General features: G+C 64.6%; 16 protein-coding genes. 10 read left to right on the top strand and 6 right to left on the bottom strand.

What is annotated here, in order from left to right; all coding sequences use genetic code 11:
- Positions 1–1,154: 1,154 nt before the first annotated feature.
- Entirely contained in the window at positions 1,155–1,379 is a 225-nt protein-coding gene (locus ACO076_RS19500; protein WP_421724476.1) for a hypothetical protein, read from the top strand.
- 19 nt (positions 1,380–1,398) lie between these two features.
- On the opposite strand, the gene ACO076_RS19505 is transcribed toward ACO076_RS19500, so the two are convergent.
- The gene (locus ACO076_RS19505) at positions 1,399–1,965 is read right to left on the bottom strand and encodes a DUF4453 domain-containing protein (protein WP_421724477.1); all 567 of its coding nucleotides are present in this window, start codon (positions 1,963–1,965) and stop codon (positions 1,399–1,401) included.
- Between the two features lie 192 nt (positions 1,966–2,157).
- Here ACO076_RS19505 and ACO076_RS19510 point away from each other — a divergent pair, with 192 nt between their 5' ends.
- Both ACO076_RS19510 and ACO076_RS19515 read left to right on the top strand, forming a co-directional pair.
- Entirely contained in the window at positions 2,158–4,764 is a 2,607-nt protein-coding gene (locus ACO076_RS19510; protein WP_421724478.1) for a hypothetical protein, read from the top strand.
- A 97-nt stretch (positions 4,765–4,861) separates the two neighbouring features.
- A complete protein-coding gene (locus ACO076_RS19515; protein WP_421724479.1) occupies positions 4,862–7,516 on the top strand; it encodes a hypothetical protein in 2,655 nt (884 codons plus the stop codon).
- A gap of 15 nt (positions 7,517–7,531) precedes the next feature.
- Here the strand turns inward: ACO076_RS19515 and ACO076_RS19520 are convergent, their stop codons facing one another.
- Complete coding sequence (locus ACO076_RS19520) at positions 7,532–8,083, bottom strand: nuclear transport factor 2 family protein (RefSeq protein WP_421724480.1); 552 nt, start codon at positions 8,081–8,083, stop codon at positions 7,532–7,534.
- A gap of 279 nt (positions 8,084–8,362) precedes the next feature.
- On the opposite strand from ACO076_RS19520, the gene ACO076_RS19525 reads away from it, so the two are divergent.
- The 7 genes from ACO076_RS19525 to ACO076_RS19555 all read left to right on the top strand — a co-directional run bounded on the left by ACO076_RS19525 (position 8,363) and on the right by ACO076_RS19555 (position 15,018).
- A complete protein-coding gene (locus tag ACO076_RS19525; protein ID WP_421724481.1) occupies positions 8,363–9,004 on the top strand; it encodes a TetR/AcrR family transcriptional regulator in 642 nt (213 codons plus the stop codon).
- On the top strand, positions 9,001–9,423 hold the full coding sequence (locus ACO076_RS19530) for a YybH family protein (protein WP_421724482.1): 423 nt from the start codon (positions 9,001–9,003) through the stop codon (positions 9,421–9,423). The genes ACO076_RS19525 and ACO076_RS19530 overlap by 4 nt, the downstream gene beginning before the upstream one ends.
- A 39-nt stretch (positions 9,424–9,462) precedes the next feature.
- Positions 9,463–9,894: a VOC family protein gene (locus tag ACO076_RS19535; RefSeq protein ID WP_421724483.1), complete on the top strand. Its 432-nt coding sequence runs from the start codon at positions 9,463–9,465 to the stop codon at positions 9,892–9,894.
- Positions 9,895–9,957: 63 nt separating this feature from the next.
- Positions 9,958–10,599, top strand: a complete 642-nt coding sequence (locus ACO076_RS19540) for a glutathione S-transferase family protein (protein ID WP_421724484.1) — start codon at positions 9,958–9,960, stop codon at positions 10,597–10,599.
- Between the two features lie 256 nt (positions 10,600–10,855).
- Positions 10,856–11,860, top strand: a complete 1,005-nt coding sequence (locus ACO076_RS19545) for a cell wall hydrolase (RefSeq protein ID WP_421724485.1) — start codon at positions 10,856–10,858, stop codon at positions 11,858–11,860.
- A 582-nt stretch (positions 11,861–12,442) separates the two neighbouring features.
- Positions 12,443–13,558 (top strand): hypothetical protein, encoded by a 1,116-nt coding sequence (locus tag ACO076_RS19550; RefSeq protein WP_421724486.1) that lies wholly within the window; start codon positions 12,443–12,445, stop codon positions 13,556–13,558.
- 341 nt (positions 13,559–13,899) lie between these two features.
- Entirely contained in the window at positions 13,900–15,018 is a 1,119-nt protein-coding gene (locus ACO076_RS19555; RefSeq protein ID WP_421724487.1) for a hypothetical protein, read from the top strand.
- 336 nt (positions 15,019–15,354) lie between these two features.
- Here ACO076_RS19555 and nadC read toward each other — a convergent pair whose 3' ends face one another.
- Genes nadC through ACO076_RS19575 form a run of 4 tightly spaced genes read right to left on the bottom strand, consistent with a single transcriptional unit; the run spans position 15,355 to position 18,748 of the window.
- A complete protein-coding gene (gene nadC / locus ACO076_RS19560; protein WP_421724488.1) occupies positions 15,355–16,212 on the bottom strand; it encodes a carboxylating nicotinate-nucleotide diphosphorylase in 858 nt (285 codons plus the stop codon).
- Entirely contained in the window at positions 16,209–16,664 is a 456-nt protein-coding gene (locus ACO076_RS19565; RefSeq protein ID WP_421724489.1) for a VOC family protein, read from the bottom strand. The genes nadC and ACO076_RS19565 overlap by 4 nt, the downstream gene beginning before the upstream one ends.
- Positions 16,657–18,267, bottom strand: coding sequence for an L-aspartate oxidase (locus ACO076_RS19570; RefSeq protein ID WP_421724490.1), 1,611 nt, complete (start codon positions 18,265–18,267; stop codon positions 16,657–16,659). Before ACO076_RS19570 ends, ACO076_RS19565 begins: the two co-directional genes overlap by 8 nt.
- Complete coding sequence (locus ACO076_RS19575; protein WP_421724491.1) at positions 18,260–18,748, bottom strand: GNAT family N-acetyltransferase; 489 nt, start codon at positions 18,746–18,748, stop codon at positions 18,260–18,262. Before ACO076_RS19575 ends, ACO076_RS19570 begins: the two co-directional genes overlap by 8 nt.
- Positions 18,749–18,754: the final 6 nt, after the last annotated feature.

Consider the following 18,754-nt stretch of genomic DNA (forward strand, 5'->3'; position numbering starts at 1 on the left):
AAATCGAGGTCCGTAAGAGATGGGCGTTTTTATTTGCAGTTCACCGTGATGTAGGCGTTAATCCTTTTAGCAAGGCTCCAATTGGTGCACGTGCAAAGGTTGTGCAGAAGAGGGTAATTGACACACGACATGGGATGTTCGCCCGCGCGGCAGTGCATCGAGTCCGGCACAGCGCCATCACAGAATCCCCCGAAGCTTTTCGTTGCGAATTGCCCAATTGATCTGACATATTCGCACTTTTCTTTATCGCACTCCAACCTTTCTTCGCCAACATCTTTCGATTTATGCTCTGATGCGGACGCGGGTACTTCAAAGACCATCACCGCCGCGACGAGTGCCGCCAGGGCGTGGGAGATTTTGACTCTCACCAATCGGCTCATCACTTCAAACGCCGAACACGTTAAGCGACTTTGTTATCACTAATCTGTTCGCTTGTAAAAAAATCGCAAACGCAGTAGACCTTACCGATCACAAGTATAGCTGAAGTGCGCGTCATCGCCAAACATCGGAGCGTAGCAATGGCAATCGGCGTAATTCGCTCCTGTCGGATATGTTGGAGGATCGCAACTCGGTCCGTTTATTTGCTTGACCGTGCAAGTCACGGGATTTGGCTGATATGTTTGACCATTAGTCTGGCATTGAAGATGAAAAATCGTCTCGGAGACGGCGATCGCGTGTTTTAGATTGCAATTTTCTTGAGTACATACTATCGTTTTCTCGTTCGAGAAAACTGGTATCGTCGACGCATTGTAGCTTACGAACAGGCAAGCCATCACCGTGAAAAGACGCCTGGTTTTCATTCGTCATGACCCTTGCTAACTGACGACAGACACGTGCGTGCGCCACCACGACACAGCTTAGGGCGCCCGGTGGTGGTGGGCAATGGTCAGTGCGCCGCGGAACGTGCCTGGACCCCTTAAGCGACACCCCTTGACGGCCTACCCTCGGACTGAAGCCAAGGCGCTTGGGCCGCTCCTGCGAGGCGAGACATCGCTCAGCCGAACGACCGCCCATCCGCTTGCACCAAGCGACCGTCGGCCGTCGCGAGGCGAGCAGCAGGGCGCGCCATGCGGCCAGCGGTCCGGTATGATCGGCTGCATTCTCTGAGGTCACCGGCAGGAGCCCGGCCGCCTCGCAACGGGAGGGAACCTGCGATGCCCGGTGTCGAAGCGCTCGGCGTTGTCGCGGTCATCATCATGGTGGCAAGCTACGCGCTGGAACGACGCGATCCGATCTTCGTTGCCATATTCTCGTTCGGATGCGCGCTCGCCGCGTTCTATGCTTTTCTGATCGGCTCCTACCCGTTTCTCGCTGCCGAAGGCATCTGGGCGTTTATAGCGTTTCGACGGTGGCGCCGGAGGGTCGGCACTTCGTCCTGATCGCCGACATAGGTGGCCCCTATCCCGCATAATCCTTGCAGGTCGTGCCCTCCGGTCCCTCCTTCAGCCAACCGCCGCTTTTCAGGGTCCAGTTGGTATCGGCGGCGGTCACGTACGTCCACTTGCCTTCCGGAATATGGAAGTAGCCGACATAGTCTCCCGGCAAGATCCGGCCGATCACGTCGGTGGCGCGGCTATGACCGGCGTGAAGCGGCGTCTCCGGCCCCAGCCAGCCGAGGCAGCCGCCGGGAAATTCCTCGGCAATCGGCAGGTCTTTGAGTTGCCGGCGGATCGCCACGTCATCGAGGTCGAGGGTCGCTTGGCTGGTGTCGACCCTGCATTGAAACTGCGCCTCCAGCGCCTGGATCTGCTTCACCAGCGCCCGGTCGTCAGCGCCGAGCGTCACCGACTTGCCGGTGCAGTCGCTGTTGTCGAACACTGCCTGGCCGAGGGTGGAGCCGAAGCAATAGCCGGCCCGATCCATCACCTGATTGCGGGTAAACCAGAGATCGTGGCAGCCGTCGCCGCCGGCGAAGGCCGGCCCCGCAAGCGCTGTGACGAACACGGCAATCCAAAACCAGCGCATCGCGCCCTCCCCTTTCCGGCAACGGCGATCTTTCTTCCGCCACGACAATCGAGTCCATGCGCATGGTACCGACAGATTGTCATGCTACGAAGACCTCAACCGCGCGTATTGCCAGCCGCTCGTATCGCAGGATGATCAATAGACCTTAGGCGTCGCGTCGTTCAAACACCCATCCGAAGTGAGTGATTTGCCATGACCACCTTCACCGTCACCATCGCCAACGACCCGGGCACCACTCCACAAGGGGTCACCGGCGCCGAGGGTACCTTGAGCTGGGCGCTGGCCCAGGCCAACGCCACCGAGGGTCCGCACACCATCGAGATCCAGACCGACGTGACGGTGAACGGCCCGCTGTCGCCGATCTTCAATTCGGTGACGATCAACGGCAACGGTTACACCATCGACGGCAACGGCAACCAGCGCATCTTCATGGTCGGGGTCGACGAGGCGACGCTCAACGATTCCGACTATGCCGGCTCGATCCTCGCCGAGCGCCCGCAGGTGGTGATCAATAACCTGACCATTGCCAACGCCCACGCCGAGGGCGGCAACGGCAGCGGCAATGGCGGCGGTGGCGGCATGGGCGCCGGTGCGGCGCTGTTCGTCAACCAGACGGCAGACGTCACGCTCGTCGGTGTCGACTTCGTCGACAGCAAGGCGACCGGCGGCTTCGGCGGCGCAAATGTTGGGGACGGCGCCGGCGGCGGGCTCGGCGGCGCCGGAAGCGCGATGGGCGGCGGGGGCATATATGGCTTCGGTTTGTGGAGCGGCGGCGGCATCTTCGGCGATGGCGCCTCCTCCACGGGTGGTGGCGGCGGCGGCTATAGCGGCAATGGCGCGGGAGCCGGCCTCAACGGACAGGGCGGCAACCTCGCCATATACGGACTGAGCGGCACGGGCGGCAGCGGCGTAAACGGCGGCGATGGCGGCGCGCTCGGCGGTGGCGGTGGCGGCGGCGAGGAGACCAGTAACCCCGGGAACGAGTTCAGTCCGGGTGGCGGCGGCGGCTTCGGCGGCGCCGACGGAGCAACCAATGGCGGCAACGGCGGGTTCGGCGGCGGGGGCGGCGCGGGCCGCAGCGGAAGCGACGGCGCGTCCAACGGCGGCCATGGTGGCTTCGGCGGGGGCGGCGGCGGCCCCGACGCCACCGGTGGCTTCGGCGGCGGGGGTGGTGCCGGTGGCGTGGGCGCCGGCGGCGATGGCGGGTTTGGCGGCGGCGCGGGCGGCGGCGCAACGGGTGGCGACGGCGGCTTTGGCGGCGGCGGCGGCGCCGGTTCGCCCGGCACCGGCGGCAGCGGTGGCTTCGGCGCGGGCGACGCGACGACAAACGGCGCCGGCGGCGGTGCCGGCATGGGCGGCGCGGTGTTCGTCGTTGAAGGCGGCACGCTGAGGATCCAGGGAACGAGTTCGACCTCGGGCGGTCAGGTCACCGGCGGCGGAGCCATTGGCGACTCTGGCTCGGCGTTCGGTTCCGGCTTCTTCCTGCAGGGCGACGGCACGCTTGTTTTTGCGCTGGGCGGTGCCGCCACCCAGACGATCGCCGACGACATCGCCGATCAGACCGGCTCCGGCGGGACCGGCGACGACGCCGGCGCCTGGGGTATCAACAAGGCCGGCACCGGCACCCTGATCCTGAGCGGGACCAACACCTATAGCGGCCAGACCAATATCAATGCCGGGACGGTCCAGGTCGATGGCAGCGCCATCAACTCCGCCGTCAATGTCGGCGACGGTGGCACTCTCGCCGGAACCGGCGCGGTGGGCATGGTGACCGTCGAATCGGGCGGCACCGTCAGTCCCGGCGCGAGTGCGGGCACGCTCACCACCGACGCCATCGATTTCAAGGGCGGCTCAGTGTTCGCCGTCGAGATCGGGGGCACTGGAGCCGGGGTGGACTACGACGTCATGGCCGTGACCGGAGCCGTCGATCTGGAAAAGCCGACCTTGTCGTTGTCGCTCACTGGCGGTTTCGATCCTGCCTTTGGCGATGCGTTCGAGATCATCGATAACGATGGCGACGATCCGGTCACCGGCAGCTTCGCGTCGCTGGCGGAAGGTGGCCAGTTCGTGTCCGACGGCCGCGCGTTCTCCGTCACCTACCGGGGCGGCGATGGCAACGACGTGGTCGTGACGGCGATCCAGGCGGTGATCAACGGCACCGACAAGGACGACGTCATCAACGCGACGAACACCGTCCATGGCCAGCTCCCCGCAACTGAAGGCGCCGACATCATCAATGGCAAGCAGGGTGACGACACGCTGTCCGGCGTCGGCGGCGATGACCAGATCAACGGCAACAAGGGCGCCGACACGATCGCTGGCAACCAGGGCAACGACACGCTGAAGGGCAACAAGGGCAAGGACACGATCGCCGGTGGCCAGGGCAACGATACGCTCAAGGGCAACAACGGCCAGGACACCCTCAGCGGCGCCCAGGGCAACGACCTGCTCGATGGCGGCAAGGGCGACGACAAGCTGACCGGCGGCGCCGGCGAGAACGCCTTCCGCTTCTCCTCCGATCTCGGCCCCTCGAATGTCGACAGGATCAAGGATTTCGAGGATGGCGACGAGATTCAGCTATCCGCCAAGATCTTCAAGAACATCGGCTCGGGCGGGCCGCTGGATGACAAATTTTTCATCGAGGGCTCCAAGCCCAAGAACACCAACCAGCACATCATCTACGACAAGGACGAAGGCGAGATTTCCTACGCCAAGAAGGGCAGCGACTCGAAGATGATCCTGTTCGCCAAGGTCGACAAAGGGACCGACCTCGACGCCGGCGACTTCTTCGTCGTGTAGGCCGTTCGCTGTCGCTCCTAAGTTGTCTGGAGCGCTGGAGCCGGAGTTGTTAGCCTTCCGCCAAGATCGATGACGCCTCTTCTAGAAGGAGCCGACCATGGCAACGTTCACCGTCACTGTTGGCAGTGATCCCGGGACAGCCAGCGACGGCACGACCGGCGACACGGGCACATTGAGCTGGGCGCTGGCCCAGGCGCTTGCGACCGAAGGGCCGCACATCATCGACATCCAGACCGATGTGACGCTGGCCGGCAACCTGCCGCCGATCTTCAATTCCATGATCATCAACGGCAACGGTTACACCATCGATGCCGACGGCGCCTCCCGTGTCTTCTTCATCGGCGTCGACGAAGCGACCCTGAACGACGAGGACTACGCCGGTTCGATCCTGGCGGCGCGGCAGCAGGTCGTCATCAACGACCTGACGCTGGCCAACGGAGCAGCCGACGGCGGCGATGCGGTCGTCGGTGGTGGCGGCGGCGGCATGGGCGCCGGCGGAGCGCTGTTCATCAACCAGTCCGCCGATGTCACCCTCAACGACGTATCGTTTGTTGACAACCAGGCGGAAGGCGGCAGCGGTGGCGGCCCGACCGGTCTCGGCGCCGGCGCAGGCCTCGGCGGCGACGCCGGGGACTACGACGGTGGCGGCGGCGGCGGCATCTATGGCGACGGCGGCCGTGGCGGCGGCGGCGGCTTTTTCGGCAATGGCGGCACCAACACTGAGGCCGGCGGCATAGGCGGTGGCGGGTTCAGTGGCGACGGGTCGCCGCCCGGCACCGAGGGGGAGGCCGGTGGCCTGTCGATCTTTGGCTTGACCGGGAGCGGTGGCGACGGTGGCCCGGACGTCGGCAATGGCGCTGCGGGCGGCGCAAATGGTGGTGGCGGGGGTGGCGGCAACATAGGGGGTTCCCGCACGACGGGCTCCGGCGGCGGTGGTGGCTTTGGCGGCGAGGACGGCGACCTTGACGGCGACCCCGTGGGCGGCGATGGCGGATTCGGTGGTGGCGGTGGTGCCGGCGGCGGATTCGGCTACCCGTTCGGGGCTGCGGGCGCCGGGGGTTTCGGTGGCGGCGCCGGCGCCGCTAACGGTGCGGGATTCCAAAACGATACCGGCCCGGACGGAGGGTTCGGTGGCGGCGGCGGGGTAGCCCCGACTGCCTTAGACGATCCCGTCGGCGGCGATGGCGGCTTTGGCGGTGGCGGCGGCGGCAGCGGTTACGACGGCACCAGCGGCACCGACGACACCACCGGCGGAAATGGCGGGTTCGGCGGCGGTGGCGGCGGCGGCTTTACAGCCGGTTCGGGCGGCTTCGGCGGCGGCGACAATGGCGGCGGTGGGGCCGGCATGGGCGGCGCGGTGTTTGTCGTCGAAGGCGGCACGCTGACCATCGGTGGCTCGGGCAATACCTCCGGCGGCAGCGTTGTCGCGGGGTCGGCGGAAACCGGTGGTGGCGCGGGCTCCGCTTTCGGTTCCGGATTCTTTCTCCAGGGCTACGGTACCCTCTCCTTCAACATCGGCAGTGGCGACACCCAGACCATCGACGACGTCATCGCCGATCAAACTGGCTCGGGCGGCAGTGGCGACGATGCCGGCGTATGGGGCCTCAGCAAGTCCGGTGCCGGCACGCTGGTCCTCGGTGGCACCAACACCTACACGGGCGCAACGATCATCGCCGCCGGCCTGATGCAGGTCGAAGGCAGCGCCGCCAATTCGGACTTCGCCATCGGCAGCGGCGGCGCACTCGGCGGCAATGGGACGGTGGGCGGGGTCGTGGTCGGGTCCGGCGGGACGATCGGTGCCGGATCGAGCACGGGCGTCCTGTCGACCGAAGACCTCACCGCGGCCGCTGGTGCTTCATTCGAGGTGGAGCTCGGCGGCAACACGCCGGGCACCGATGGCTATGATCAGGTCGTCGTTACCGGTGAAGTCGATCTGGAAGCCCCGACGCTCGACCTGTCCATGGTCGACGGCTTCACCCCGAGTATCGGCGACACATTCACCATCATCGACAACGACAGCGACGATGCGGTCGTCGGAACCTTCGCCGGTCTCGCCGAAGGCGGTGAGGGCGTTCTCGACGGCTATGCCTTCTCGATCACCTACCGCGGCGGCGACGGCAACGATGTCGTGCTCACCGCGATCCAGGCGGTGATCACCGGCACCAGCGGCGACGACGTCATCAACGAGACGAGCACCGTTCATGGCCAGCTTCCCGCGACCCAGGGCAACGACATCATCAAGGGCAAGGGCGGTGACGACACGATCTCGGGTCTGAGTGGCGCCGATCAGATCGGCGGCGGCAACGGCAAGGACCTGATCAAGGGCAACAACGGCAAGGACACGCTGACCGGCGACAAAGGCAAGGATACGATCAAGGGCGGCAACAGCCACGACGTGATCGACGGCGGCAAGGGCAAGGACGAACTCACCGGCGGCTCAGGCGACGATGCCTTCCTCTTCTCTACCGAGATCGGGAACGGCAATGTCGACAAGATCACCGACTTCGGCAAGGGCGACGACACCATCGAGCTGTCGTCGGCGATCTTCGAGAACATCGGCTCGGGCGGTCAGTTGAAATCCAAGTATTTCAAAGAGGGCACCGAGCCCAAGAACACGGACCAGCACATCATCTACGACAAGGACGAAGGCAAGATCTCCTACGCCAAGAAGGGCAGCGACTCCAAGATGATCCTGTTCGCCAAGGTCGACAAAGGCACCAAGCTCGACGCCGACGACTTCTTCGTGGTTTAGCCTGTCCGACTGGCGCTAGTCCGGCGCGTCGATCGGGGTTTCCTGAAGGAACGAGACCCGCCATTCGTCGCCATCGCGTTTCCACAACGACGACGTGAACACCCACGACCACGACGGACGCTCGCCGCTATAGGTCCCGTCGAACGACGTCCTGAACGTCAGAAAGGCCGTGTCGTCATTCATGAACGTGACGTTGGGACTGTGGGTCTCGTCGTCCGTGATCTCCAGATCGATCAGGGTCCGGACGACCTGGTTGACCGTGAAGGGCGCCCCGTAAAGTGGTGTGACGAAGACGGCGTCCGGCGTCATCACTTCGCGAACGACCGTCGCATCCTGATCGCGGAACCCGGCCTTGAGCCGCTCGAGGCTCTCGACGATCGCCTGTGAGTCGGCGGCCTCGTCCGCGTAGGCCGCGGGCACCGCCACGCCAAGACCACACGAAACGACAACGAACGGAACCAGCAGCGTCTTCATCTCTTTCCTCACCCCCTGCAGTTCGATTGCCGCCAGCTTGACCGGCAACGCCGCCGCAATCAAGCCGGGAACCGCCCCCTTCGACGCGGACATCACCGTCATCAAATCTGCGGCAACGAAGCGACCGCGTCACATTCGCGTCGGCGCTGGCACGGACCACCGAGCCACCGGCTCTGTCGGCTTCAAAGACACCGCTCTGTCGGCCTGAATCAAACACCCCAGCTGCCGGCCGCCAATTCTGGTTTTCCCGTCCATCTGATCCCGCCGCCATTCTGATCACGCTGATCACGCCACAAATTCTGATCCCGACTCTCAAGGGCTGACTCAGAATCCGGATTGACATACATACCAACTGTCCGGTATATATTTTCCATGCCGAGACCGACCAAACACCAGCCCGAGCGGGGCGATGCACGGACGCGATTGCTCGAGGCGGCACGCGGCGTCATTCGGGAGAAGGGATTCACCGCAACCACGGTCGACGATCTGTGCGCCGCGGCCGGTGTCACCAAGGGCGCGTTCTTTCACCACTTCGACAGCAAGGAAGCGCTCGGCGTCGCGGCGGCCGCCTACTGGGCGGAGACGACCGGCGTCTTCTTCGAGAACGCCCCCTACCACGATCATGACGATCCGCTGGACCGCCTGCTCGCCTATGTCGATTTTCGCAGGAGCATCATCGACGGCGATCTTGCCGAGTTCACCTGCCTGGTCGGCACCATGGTGCAGGAAGTCTATGGCTCGCACCCGGCAATCCGCGACGCGTGCGCCGCCAGCATTTTCGGTCACGCCGCGACGCTGGAACCTGAGATCCGCGCCGCGATGCAGGCCCGCGGCATCGCCGCCGATTGGACCGCGGAGAGCCTGGCGCGTCACACCCAGGTCGTGCTCCAGGGGGCCTTCATCCTGGCCAAGGCAAGCGGCGATGGAGCCGTCGCGCGCGAGGCCATCGACCACCTGAAACGCTACATCGAGCTGTTGTTCGCCCAGCCGGCCAAGAGGAGGAAGGCGGCATGACCGCCCGCGACGACATCATTGCTTTCTGCGACCGCCTCGGCGCGGCCTACCAGGCCAAGGACGCCGACGCCATCGCTGCTGGCTATGCTCCCGACGCGGTGATTTACGACCTCGCGCCACCGCTGGCGCGGCGCGGTCTCGATCGTGATGAGACCGCCGCCTGGCTTGCGACCTGGGACGGACCGGTGACCTTCGACGGCGACGATGTCGATCTCGTCGTCGCGGGTGATCTCGCGTGGATGACGATGCTCAGCAACATGCGCGGCACCAAGACCGACGGTACTGACGTCGATCTCTGGTTCCGGACCACGACGTGCTTCCGCAACACCGACGACGGCTGGCGGATCGTCCACGACCATGCGTCGGTGCCGTTTCTGATGGACGGCAGCGAGCGTGCCGCCCTCGCCCTCAAGCCCTGACATCCCATGCCCGCCGACATCGGCGAAGAGGAGGACCCCATGACCGAGAAGCCGAACATGAACCAGCTGATGAATGGGGTGATCCCCTATCTCGGGATCGAGCGCGCCGGTGAGGCGATCGCGTTCTACGAGAAAGCCTTTGGCGCGATCCGGCTCGGCGACGTGATGCGGGACGAGCAAGGCCAGATCATGAATGCCAGCCTCGCCATCAACGACGGCGTTTTCATGCTGATGGACTACATGACCGATCTCGGCGACCCGCCTGCCAAGACCGGCCAGAACTTCACCCTGACGCTGGTGGTCGACGACGGCGACATGTGGTGGTCGCGCGCGGTCGATGCCGGCTGCGAAGTCACCATGCCGTTCGAGAAGCAGTTCTGGGGCGATCGCTACGGCCGGCTGCGCGATCCGTTCGGACTCGACTGGGCCGTGGACGAACCGTCGGCCGAGAACCGCGCCGCGGCGGGCTGACCCGATGGCACTCCCGACACAAGCCATGACGATCACCACCGGCTACGACTCGAGGCTGTTGCAATGACCATTCGCGTCTCCGCCCTGGATTGGGCCCCGGAATCCGCGCGCGGTTTCGTCAAGGATCTGCGGGTCCGCTGGGCCCTCGAGGAGGCTGGCCTGCCTTACGAGATCGTTCCGGTCTGCGGGGACGAGCGTGCGTCGCCGACGTACCGGGAGTGGCAGCCGTTCGGACAGGTCCCGGCGTTTTCCGATGGCGACACCAGGCTGTTCGAATCCGGCGCCATCGTTCTCCACATCGCGGCAAGGTCCGAAGTCCTCGCGCCTTTAGGCGCGGAAGGACAGGCACAGGTGGCAACGTGGATCATCGCCGCCCTCAACTCGGTCGAGCCGTACGTTTCCAACGTGGTCGAACTCGATGCCTTCTATGCCGGCGAGGCCTGGGTCGAACATCGCCGCCCCTCGGCGCTGGCGGCCCTCGCCAAGCGTCTCGATGCCCTCGTCGTTTGGCTCGGCGACAAGGACTTCCTCGAAGACCGGTTCACCGCCGCCGATATCGTCATGGCGACTGTTTTGCGGGAGCTGGAGGAGAGGCCGATCCTGACCGAACGCCAGCCCCTTGTTGCCTATCGCGAGCGCTGTCTCGCCCGCCCGGCCTTCACCCGCGCTCTCGCCGCCCAGCTTGAAGAGCTCGGCTCGGCCTAAGACGACACACCGTAACAATTCGTGATCCGCCTGCCCCGCTGTCGCCCGCCGGCCGCCGCATTCGGCGGCTGTCGTAGGTTTGTCGTCTCGGCGTTAACTGTCTTTCAAGGTTAATCGCCCATCACTGGACGAATGTTGGGGTGTGTCGTCGCGGGCCCGAGGGGTCAGGCATCGCGGTTGGCGACACGGTTGCGTGGGTGGAGTGACCGCGTCCATGGTGCGATCGACAAGACGGCCGCGTCCGTCAAAGCCGACGATGACGATTCGGGTGATGGTTGCCGGGGTCGCGTTGGCGTTCTCGTCCTCGGAAATCGCCAATCTGATCCCTGGCGAAAACGGAACAATCCCGGGCCTTTCGGCCAGCGCGGCGACCACCGTCGCCGTCCGGGCGCCGACCGAGATTTCCTTCCACCGCATTCATCGCGGCGCCAAGGCCGACCGGCGTTATTACCGCCGCGAGGATATCCGCGCCGGCTACATCCACACCGTATCCCTGTTCGATCCGATCGAGGCCGGCCCCAACCGGTCGCGCATGGCCTTCGTATTGACCGCGCAGCAGAAGGCCCGCGCCATCGCGATCGCCAAGGCCGAGGCCGAAGCGGCGAAGCGGGCCGCGACCACCGTTGCCGCCGCCGAAGCTGAAGCGAGTGCCGGCCCGGCCGGCAAGGTTGGCGCGGAGACCACCGGCGGTGTGATCGTCGCCTACGCCCCGGCGTCGGATCCGGTCACCGACGCGCCGTTCGACGCGGTAATCGCCGACGGTTCCCTCGATCCACATGTGATGATCCCCGGCGTCGCTGCGACTCATGCCTGGGTCAACAAGCCGCTGCCGGCCGCGGCACGCTCGGCGAGCGAACTCAAATGCCTCGCCACCGCCATCTATTTCGAGGCCCGCGGCGAGCCGGAGGAAGGCCAGATCGCCGTCGCCCAGGTGGTGCTCAACCGGCTGAAGAACCCGACCTATCCGAACACCGTCTGTGGTGTTGTCTACCAGAACAAGCACCGCCGCAATCGTTGCCAGTTCTCCTTCGCCTGCGACGGGCGCCGCGACCGGATCACCGACAGCCGCTCGTGGGGCGTCGCTGAGGAGCTCGCCAAGAAGGCGGTCGAGCAGCAGGCCGACACCTTCCTCGAGGAGGTCGGCTCGTCGACCCACTACCACGCCACCTATGTGCGTCCTCGCTGGGCCCGGCGGATGAAGCAGTCCGACAAGATCGGCCGCCACATCTTCTACAACACCTACCGCGGCGGCTGGAGCTGAGTCCCGGGGCGCCGCGCGCCGGCAGTCAACATCATCCTACCTCCTCATGCTGAGGCGCTTCATCATCCCACCTCCTCATGCTGAGGCGCTTCGCGGAGCGAAGCCTCGAAGCACGCACACTGGTGCCGCGCGGGTTTCCTCGCCTTGCAGGAGAGAGCCAGCCCCGGCTCGATCGGGGATGGCGAGGCTTGGCGGCGGAGCCGGTTTAGCCGAGCTTGGTGCGGGGTGTTGGCCGTGCCCACATCGTCCTCCAATCGCCGCCGCCGCCCTTCCTCCCTGTCGTCCTCCGGCTCGACCGGAGGACCCATCGAAGCCGTTGCTCCGATGAAGATCGTGACGCCGGCGCTGGCGCCTCACTGCACAGCCACGCACCGGCGATACCGGGTCCTCTGGTCAAGCCAGAGGACGACGGCAGCGATACTCCACTGTCGCGCGTGAACACCGCCGGCAACGCCCGCACCGAACGCCAATCTCCCGACCGATCGCCGCTCAGACATCTGTCTGGCGGTCCAGCCGCTGAAGGCTTATTGTGGCCACCCAAGAACGGCTGATGCCCGACACCCTGAACAGGAGGAACGTCCAATGCCTACACAAAAGACCGACATCCTCGACGTTGACGATGATCAAATTGGGATTTTGTTCTCGAAAGCAAACCAGAAATGGAAGATCAATGAAGATGTTTTCGTAGGAGCATCGGATATTGCCGTTGCCAGTGAATTTAAGAAGAGCAAATTGATTAACAAAGGCGACCTTTTTGGGAACAATAACGGCGTATTTTTCGCGAATGACAAAAGTATCTTGATCAACAAGAAAGAAGGCTCGATCCTTTCGGAACTTGGCGTTGAATTTTCTAGCATTGCCACTATAAACAAAGGAACTGTGGAGAATTACGGTGCTATTCGCGGCTTGGACGAGGTCGGTATCCGTGTTGATGACGTAACTAAATTTGAGCTAAGCAACTACGGTCAGATTGTCGGATTTGAAGTCGGCGCGATTTTTCTGGAGATTCCGGAGGGAGGGCCAAAAGTCGAGAATGAGGGCTTAATTAAGACGATCAGCCCGGGCGAAAATGCAGGCGTTTATATGGACTACAGCCCGAACGCCAAGTTGACGGTGATCAACAAAGCGGACGGGACGATCAAAGGCATGTACTCGGTTGGGGTCGAGGATGGCCGACTCGACCTTGAAAACCATGGAAAACTCAAAGGCGATGTTGTAGCCGATGGTACCGACAAGTCGGACAAGGTCATCAATAAGGGCGACATCCAGGGTAGTGTCTTCCTTGGCAGCGGAGACGACACTTACAAAAACAAAGGCGGCGAAGCCGGCAGGATTTTCAGCGGTGACGGCAACGATAAACTCACGGCTGGAAACAGCAAAGACAAGTTCGTTTTCTTTGGCCCGCTGGATGCGGCGACCAATGTCGACCGGATCAAGGAGTTCGAGTCAGGCAAGGACAAGCTCCTTCTCGACCAGGCCGTCTTCACGTCCCTGACCGGTCCGGGTGGGCTCGAAAGCTCGGAGTTCCGTAAATCGAAGAACGCCAAGGACAACGACGACTACATCCTCTACCACAAGAATTCCGGCCGGCTCTGGTACGACGAGAATGCAGACGGTGCCGGCGGGAAAGTCCTGATCGCACGGCTCGACGAGGGGCAGAAACTCAACGCCGACGACTTCAACGTGATCGTGGCATAGCCAAACGCTGCCGGATGACGCGGCTCCACCCTCTCCCGGCCCCGGGAGAGGGACTGCGGTGTTGGCGACGTAAAGCGCGGTAGCGCTGCTCCAGTTGTTTCCTCTTCCGCGGGCAAGAGCGAGAAATGTCCTCTCCCCGCGGGAGAGAGCCCGCCCCGACTCGATCGGGGGACCAGCGAGGCCTCACTGTCGCACGCTAGCGGCGCCGGCACCGAGTACCAATCTCCCAACCGATCACCGTTCAGACATTTGTCTGGCGACGCAACGGCCGAAGGCGTATTGTCGCTGTCCGAAAATCGGCCCCGGCCAGTGCACAACATTCTGAGTGGGAGAAACGTCTCATGCCTACACAAAAGAACGACATCTTCGCGTTTGACGGCAATGGAATAGGGATTCTGTTCTCAAAACCAGACCAGAAGTGGAAGATCAACGAAGGCGTCTTCATAGCGGCAGGCAATATTGCCGTTGCCAGTGAATTTGAGAAGAGCAAGCTGATAAATAAAGGCGAGTTATTCTCAAATAACGTCGGTGTGATCTTCACCAAAGACGATAGCAATTTTATTAACAAAAAAGAAGGCTCGATCCTATCAGGAAGAGGCGTCGAATTCTCGAATGGTAGCACTATTGATAAAGGATCTGTTGAGAATCACGGTGTTATTCGCGGACTCAACGACTATGGCGTCGTTGCTGAGGACGTGACCAAATTTGAGCTGAGCAACTACGGCAAGATTGTTGGAACCGAGATCGGCGCGGCTTTTGACAGTATTCTCGAAAAGGGGCCGAAAGTCGAGAATGAAGGATTGATCAAGTCAATTGGCCCAGGAGAAAATGCGGCCGTCTATATGAATGATAGCTCGGACGTCAAATTGACTGTGATCAACAAAGCGGACGGGACGATTGAGGGCCTGTACTCGATTGTCGTCGACGACGGTCGGCTCGACCTTAAGAATCACGGAAAACTCAAAGGCGATGTTATACTCGATAGCACCGGTAAATCCGACAAGATCATCAACAAGGGCGATATTAAGGGTCAAGTCTTCCTAGGTTCGGGTGACGACACCTATAAAAACAAGGACGGCAAGGCCGGCAAAATCTTCAGCCAGGACGGCAATGACAAACTCACGGCCGGAAACAGCAAGGACAAATTCGCTTTCATTGGCCCGCTCGATGCGGCAACCAATGTCGACCGGATCAAGGAATTCGAGTCGGGCAAGGACAAGTTCTTCCTCGATCAGAATGTGTTTACAGCGTTGACCGGTCCGGGTGGCCTCGAAAGCTCCGAATTCCGGAAGTCAAAGAACGCTAAGGACAACGACGACTTCATGCTCTACCACAAGAATTCCGGCCGGCTCTGGTACGACGCGGATGCCGACGGTGTCGGTGGGAAGGTCCTGATTGCAAGGCTCGACGAGGGCCAGAAACTCAACGCCGACGACTTCGAGGTGGCTCTCTTCGCATAGCCGACACGCTGCCGGCTGACGCGGCTCTTCCCTCTCCCGGAGCCGGGAGAGGGACTACGGTGTTGGCACTGGGCGCCAATCTCCCAGCCCGGAGATGGGAAGAGAGTTCGGCTGAGCCACTACCGAGAACGCCCCTCTCAGCCGTTGCCGAAGACGGCGAAGCTCGGCCTCGCGACGCGACCCGCGCCGCCCTCGCATCGCCGCCGCCCCTCCTCCCTGTCGTCCTCCGACTTGTGTGGCAAGCCGGAGGACGACGCGGTGCGGGATTGACACCCACCCCCTCATGCTGAGGAGCGGCCGAAGGCGGCCTCGAAGCACGCACCACCGCACCCCCCCTCACCCCGCCGCCACGTCCAGGCCGACGTCCAGCGACGGTGCGGAGTGGGTGATCCAGCCGGACGAGATGCGGTCGACGCCGGTTTCGGCGATGGCCGCCACCGTCTCCCGGGTGACGTTGCCCGACGCCTCGGCGATCGCCCGGCCATCGATGATCGCCACCGCCGCGCGCAACGTATCCGGCGTCATGTTGTCGAGGAGCACAGCATCCGGTTCGGCGGCCATCGCCGCATGCAACTGCTCGAGGGTGTCGACCTCGACCTCGACCTTGACCAGATGGCCCGCGAAGGCGCGCGCCGCTTCGATCGCCGCCGCGACGCCGCCGGCGACCGCGATGTGGTTGTCCTTGATCAGCACCGCGTCGTCGAGGCCGAAGCGGTGGTTGGCGCCGCCGCCGCAGCGCACCGCGTATTTCTCCAGCGCGCGCAGGCCCGGTGTCGTCTTGCGGGTGTCGCAGATGCGGGCGCCGGTGTGCGCCACCCGCTCGACCAGGTCGCGGGTCGCCGTGGCGATGCCGGAGAGGTGGCCGAGGAAGTTGAGCGCCACCCGTTCGGCGGCAAGGATCGTCCGCGCCGGCCCGTCGATCCTGGCGATGCCGTCGCCGGCGCCGACCGCCGCGCCATCGCCGCACTCCACGACGAACCGCACCGCCGGATCGACCGCCCGGAACGTCGCCGCGGCCAGCGGCACGCCGGCGATCACCCCGGGCGTGCGCGCCGCGATCGTGCCGCTCGCCCGTGCCTCGGCGGGAATCGTTGCATCCGAGGTGATGTCGCCGGCCCGGCCGAGATCTTCCTTCAACGCGGCCGCCACCACGTCGTCGACCAGCAGTCGGGGCAGGACCGGCAGCTCGGTCATGGCGCGTCCTCTTGCGGCAGCGCTCGCTCGCCGATGTGCTCGGCGACCATCACCAGATATCCGTCCGGGTCCTGCACGAAAAGCTCGCGCTGCCCGCCTTCCCGGTCGCCCCATCGCCGCCAGACCTCGCGGATATCGCCATAGAGCGGCCACGCGCGCGCCGACAGGGCGTCCGCGACCACGGCGAGATTGTGGACGTAGACCTGGAATAGGGCGCCCCGCCCGTAGGGCGTTTCCATCGGCCCCGTCTCGAAACGCCCGTGCCGCTGGCAGAGCATCACCTGCGCGCCCTCTATTCGTTCGAGGTAGACAAAACCGGGGCGGCTGAAAGCGACACCGAACCCGAGAAGGTTGCGCCAGAACCGAAGGCTGCGGTCGAGGTCGGACATATGGAGTTCGACCATCAAGCGCGGCCAGCCGCTCCGCGGCGGCGCTTCTGCCGCCTCACCCAACCAGCGCTCCCTCGGGCCTTCCGGCACCCGGCACACCGGGCACCGCCTCGGCGTCGGTCAGCGTCAGGAAGCTGCGGCGGCGCCAGGCTTCGATCGGCTCGGGGAAGTCGGCGCGCTCGTGGCCGCCGCGGCTTTCCTCGCGGGCGAGCGCGGCGGTGGCGATCATTCGCGCCGCCACCAGCATGTTGGCGAACCGGGCCGAATCGTTGTCGGCTTCCAGCGTCGCGATCGTCGCAAGCGCTGCGATCAGGCCGTCGCGATCGCGCACCACGGCGACGTGGTGGGCCATGGCCTCGCGCAGCGTTCGCACCGCGTCCCCGTCCGGCGGCCCTGCCTCGCCGCCGGGGACCACCGCCGGCCGCATGGTTTCGGGCACCGGATCGTGCTCCGCGACATCGTCGGCCACCCGCGCGGCGAACACCACCGCTTCGAGCAGCGAGTTGGAGGCGAGCCGGTTGGCGCCGTGAGCGCCGGTCGAGGCGACCTCGCCGCAGGCCCATAGCCCGTCGATGGTGGTGCGGCCGGAGGCATCGGTCAGCACCCCGCCCATGTGGTAGTGGGCGGCCGGCGCCACTGGGATCGGCTCGCGCGTCGGATCGATCCCCGCCGCCATGCAGGACGCGTAGACGGTCGGGAACACCTCGTCCATGCGCTCGCCGACCGCCTCGCGGCAGTCGAGATAGGCGCCACGGCCGGCGGTGACTTCCTCGTGGATCGCGCGGGCGACGATGTCGCGCGGCGCGAGTTCGGCGTCGGCATGACGCGCCGTCATGAACCGCTCGCCGGCATCGTTGATCAGGGTTGCGCCCTCGCCGCGCAGCGCCTCGGTGGCGAGCGGCGCCGGGTCACGGCCGACCGCGATCGCGGTCGGATGGAACTGCACGAATTCGGGATCGGCGATCACCGCACCGGCCCGCGCCGCCATGCCGAGACCGGCGCCTTCCGATTCCGGCGGGTTGGTGGTCACCGCGTAGAGGTAGCCAACGCCACCGGTGGCGAGCACCAGTGAGCGCGCCGGATAGAGCACCGGCGGACCGCCGGTGGCGGGACGGGCGATGATGCCGCCGACACGCTTGCCTTGCAGCGCGATGGACTCGCCGACATAGCCTTCGATCAGCCGGATCGACGGCGTCTCTCTCACGGCGCGCACCAATGCCGCCATGATCGCCGCACCGGCCATGTCGCCCTTGACGTGGATCACCCGCCGCTCGCTGTGGGCGGCTTCCCGCGACATGAGCAGATGCCCTTCGAGGTCGCGATCGAACGGCACCCCGTATGCGAGCAGGTCGTGGACCCGCGCCGCCGCGTCGGCGACCATCGAGCGCGCGATCTTCACGTCGACGATGCCCGCGCCGGCGCCGATCGTGTCGGCGAGGTGCTGCGCGATCGAATCGCCCGGCGCTATCGCCGCGGCGATGCCGCCTTGCGCCCAGGTCGACGATGCCCCCTCGCCGATCGGCGCGGTAGCGAGGATCGACACCGGTCGCGGCGCCAGGCTCAGCGCGCAGAACAGGCCGGCGAGCCCGCCGCCGACGATCACCACGTCGTCGCTGCGCTCCGGCGGCTGGCCGGGGAACAGCTCGGCCTGGGTCGCGTCAAGCATTGGCCTCGCCTTCGGCGGCACCGAGCGCCTTGGTCATCGGATGGCACGCGACACCGAAGCGCGGCTCGGCCGGGCCGTTGTCGACCCAACCGGCGGAACGATAGAACCGACGGGCGGTGCAGGTACTCGACAGCCGGGCCACCGTAATCCCCCGCGCGCGCATCGCCTGCTCCATATGGCTGAGCAGGGCCTTGCTCACGCCGGACAGCCGCGCTTCGGGCGCGACGTAGTTCAACCGAACCTCACCGTCGTCGCCATAGCACCCGACGCCGACCACAAGGCCGGCACGCTCGGCGACCACCAGATGATGGGCGGGATCATCGATCCAGGTCCGCACCGTGTCGGGCGCCTTGTTGGCGGTCCAGCTTTCGATGTTGGCAGGCTCGCCGCCATGGTCCTGGTCGCAGAGCTCGGTGATCGAAGCGATGAGCACACGGCTCATCGCTTCCGCATCGCGCGGTTCCGCTTCACGAATCTCCATGAGACA

Source organism: Bauldia sp., assembly GCF_965232525.1.
Lineage (GTDB): Bacteria > Pseudomonadota > Alphaproteobacteria > Rhizobiales > Kaistiaceae > Bauldia.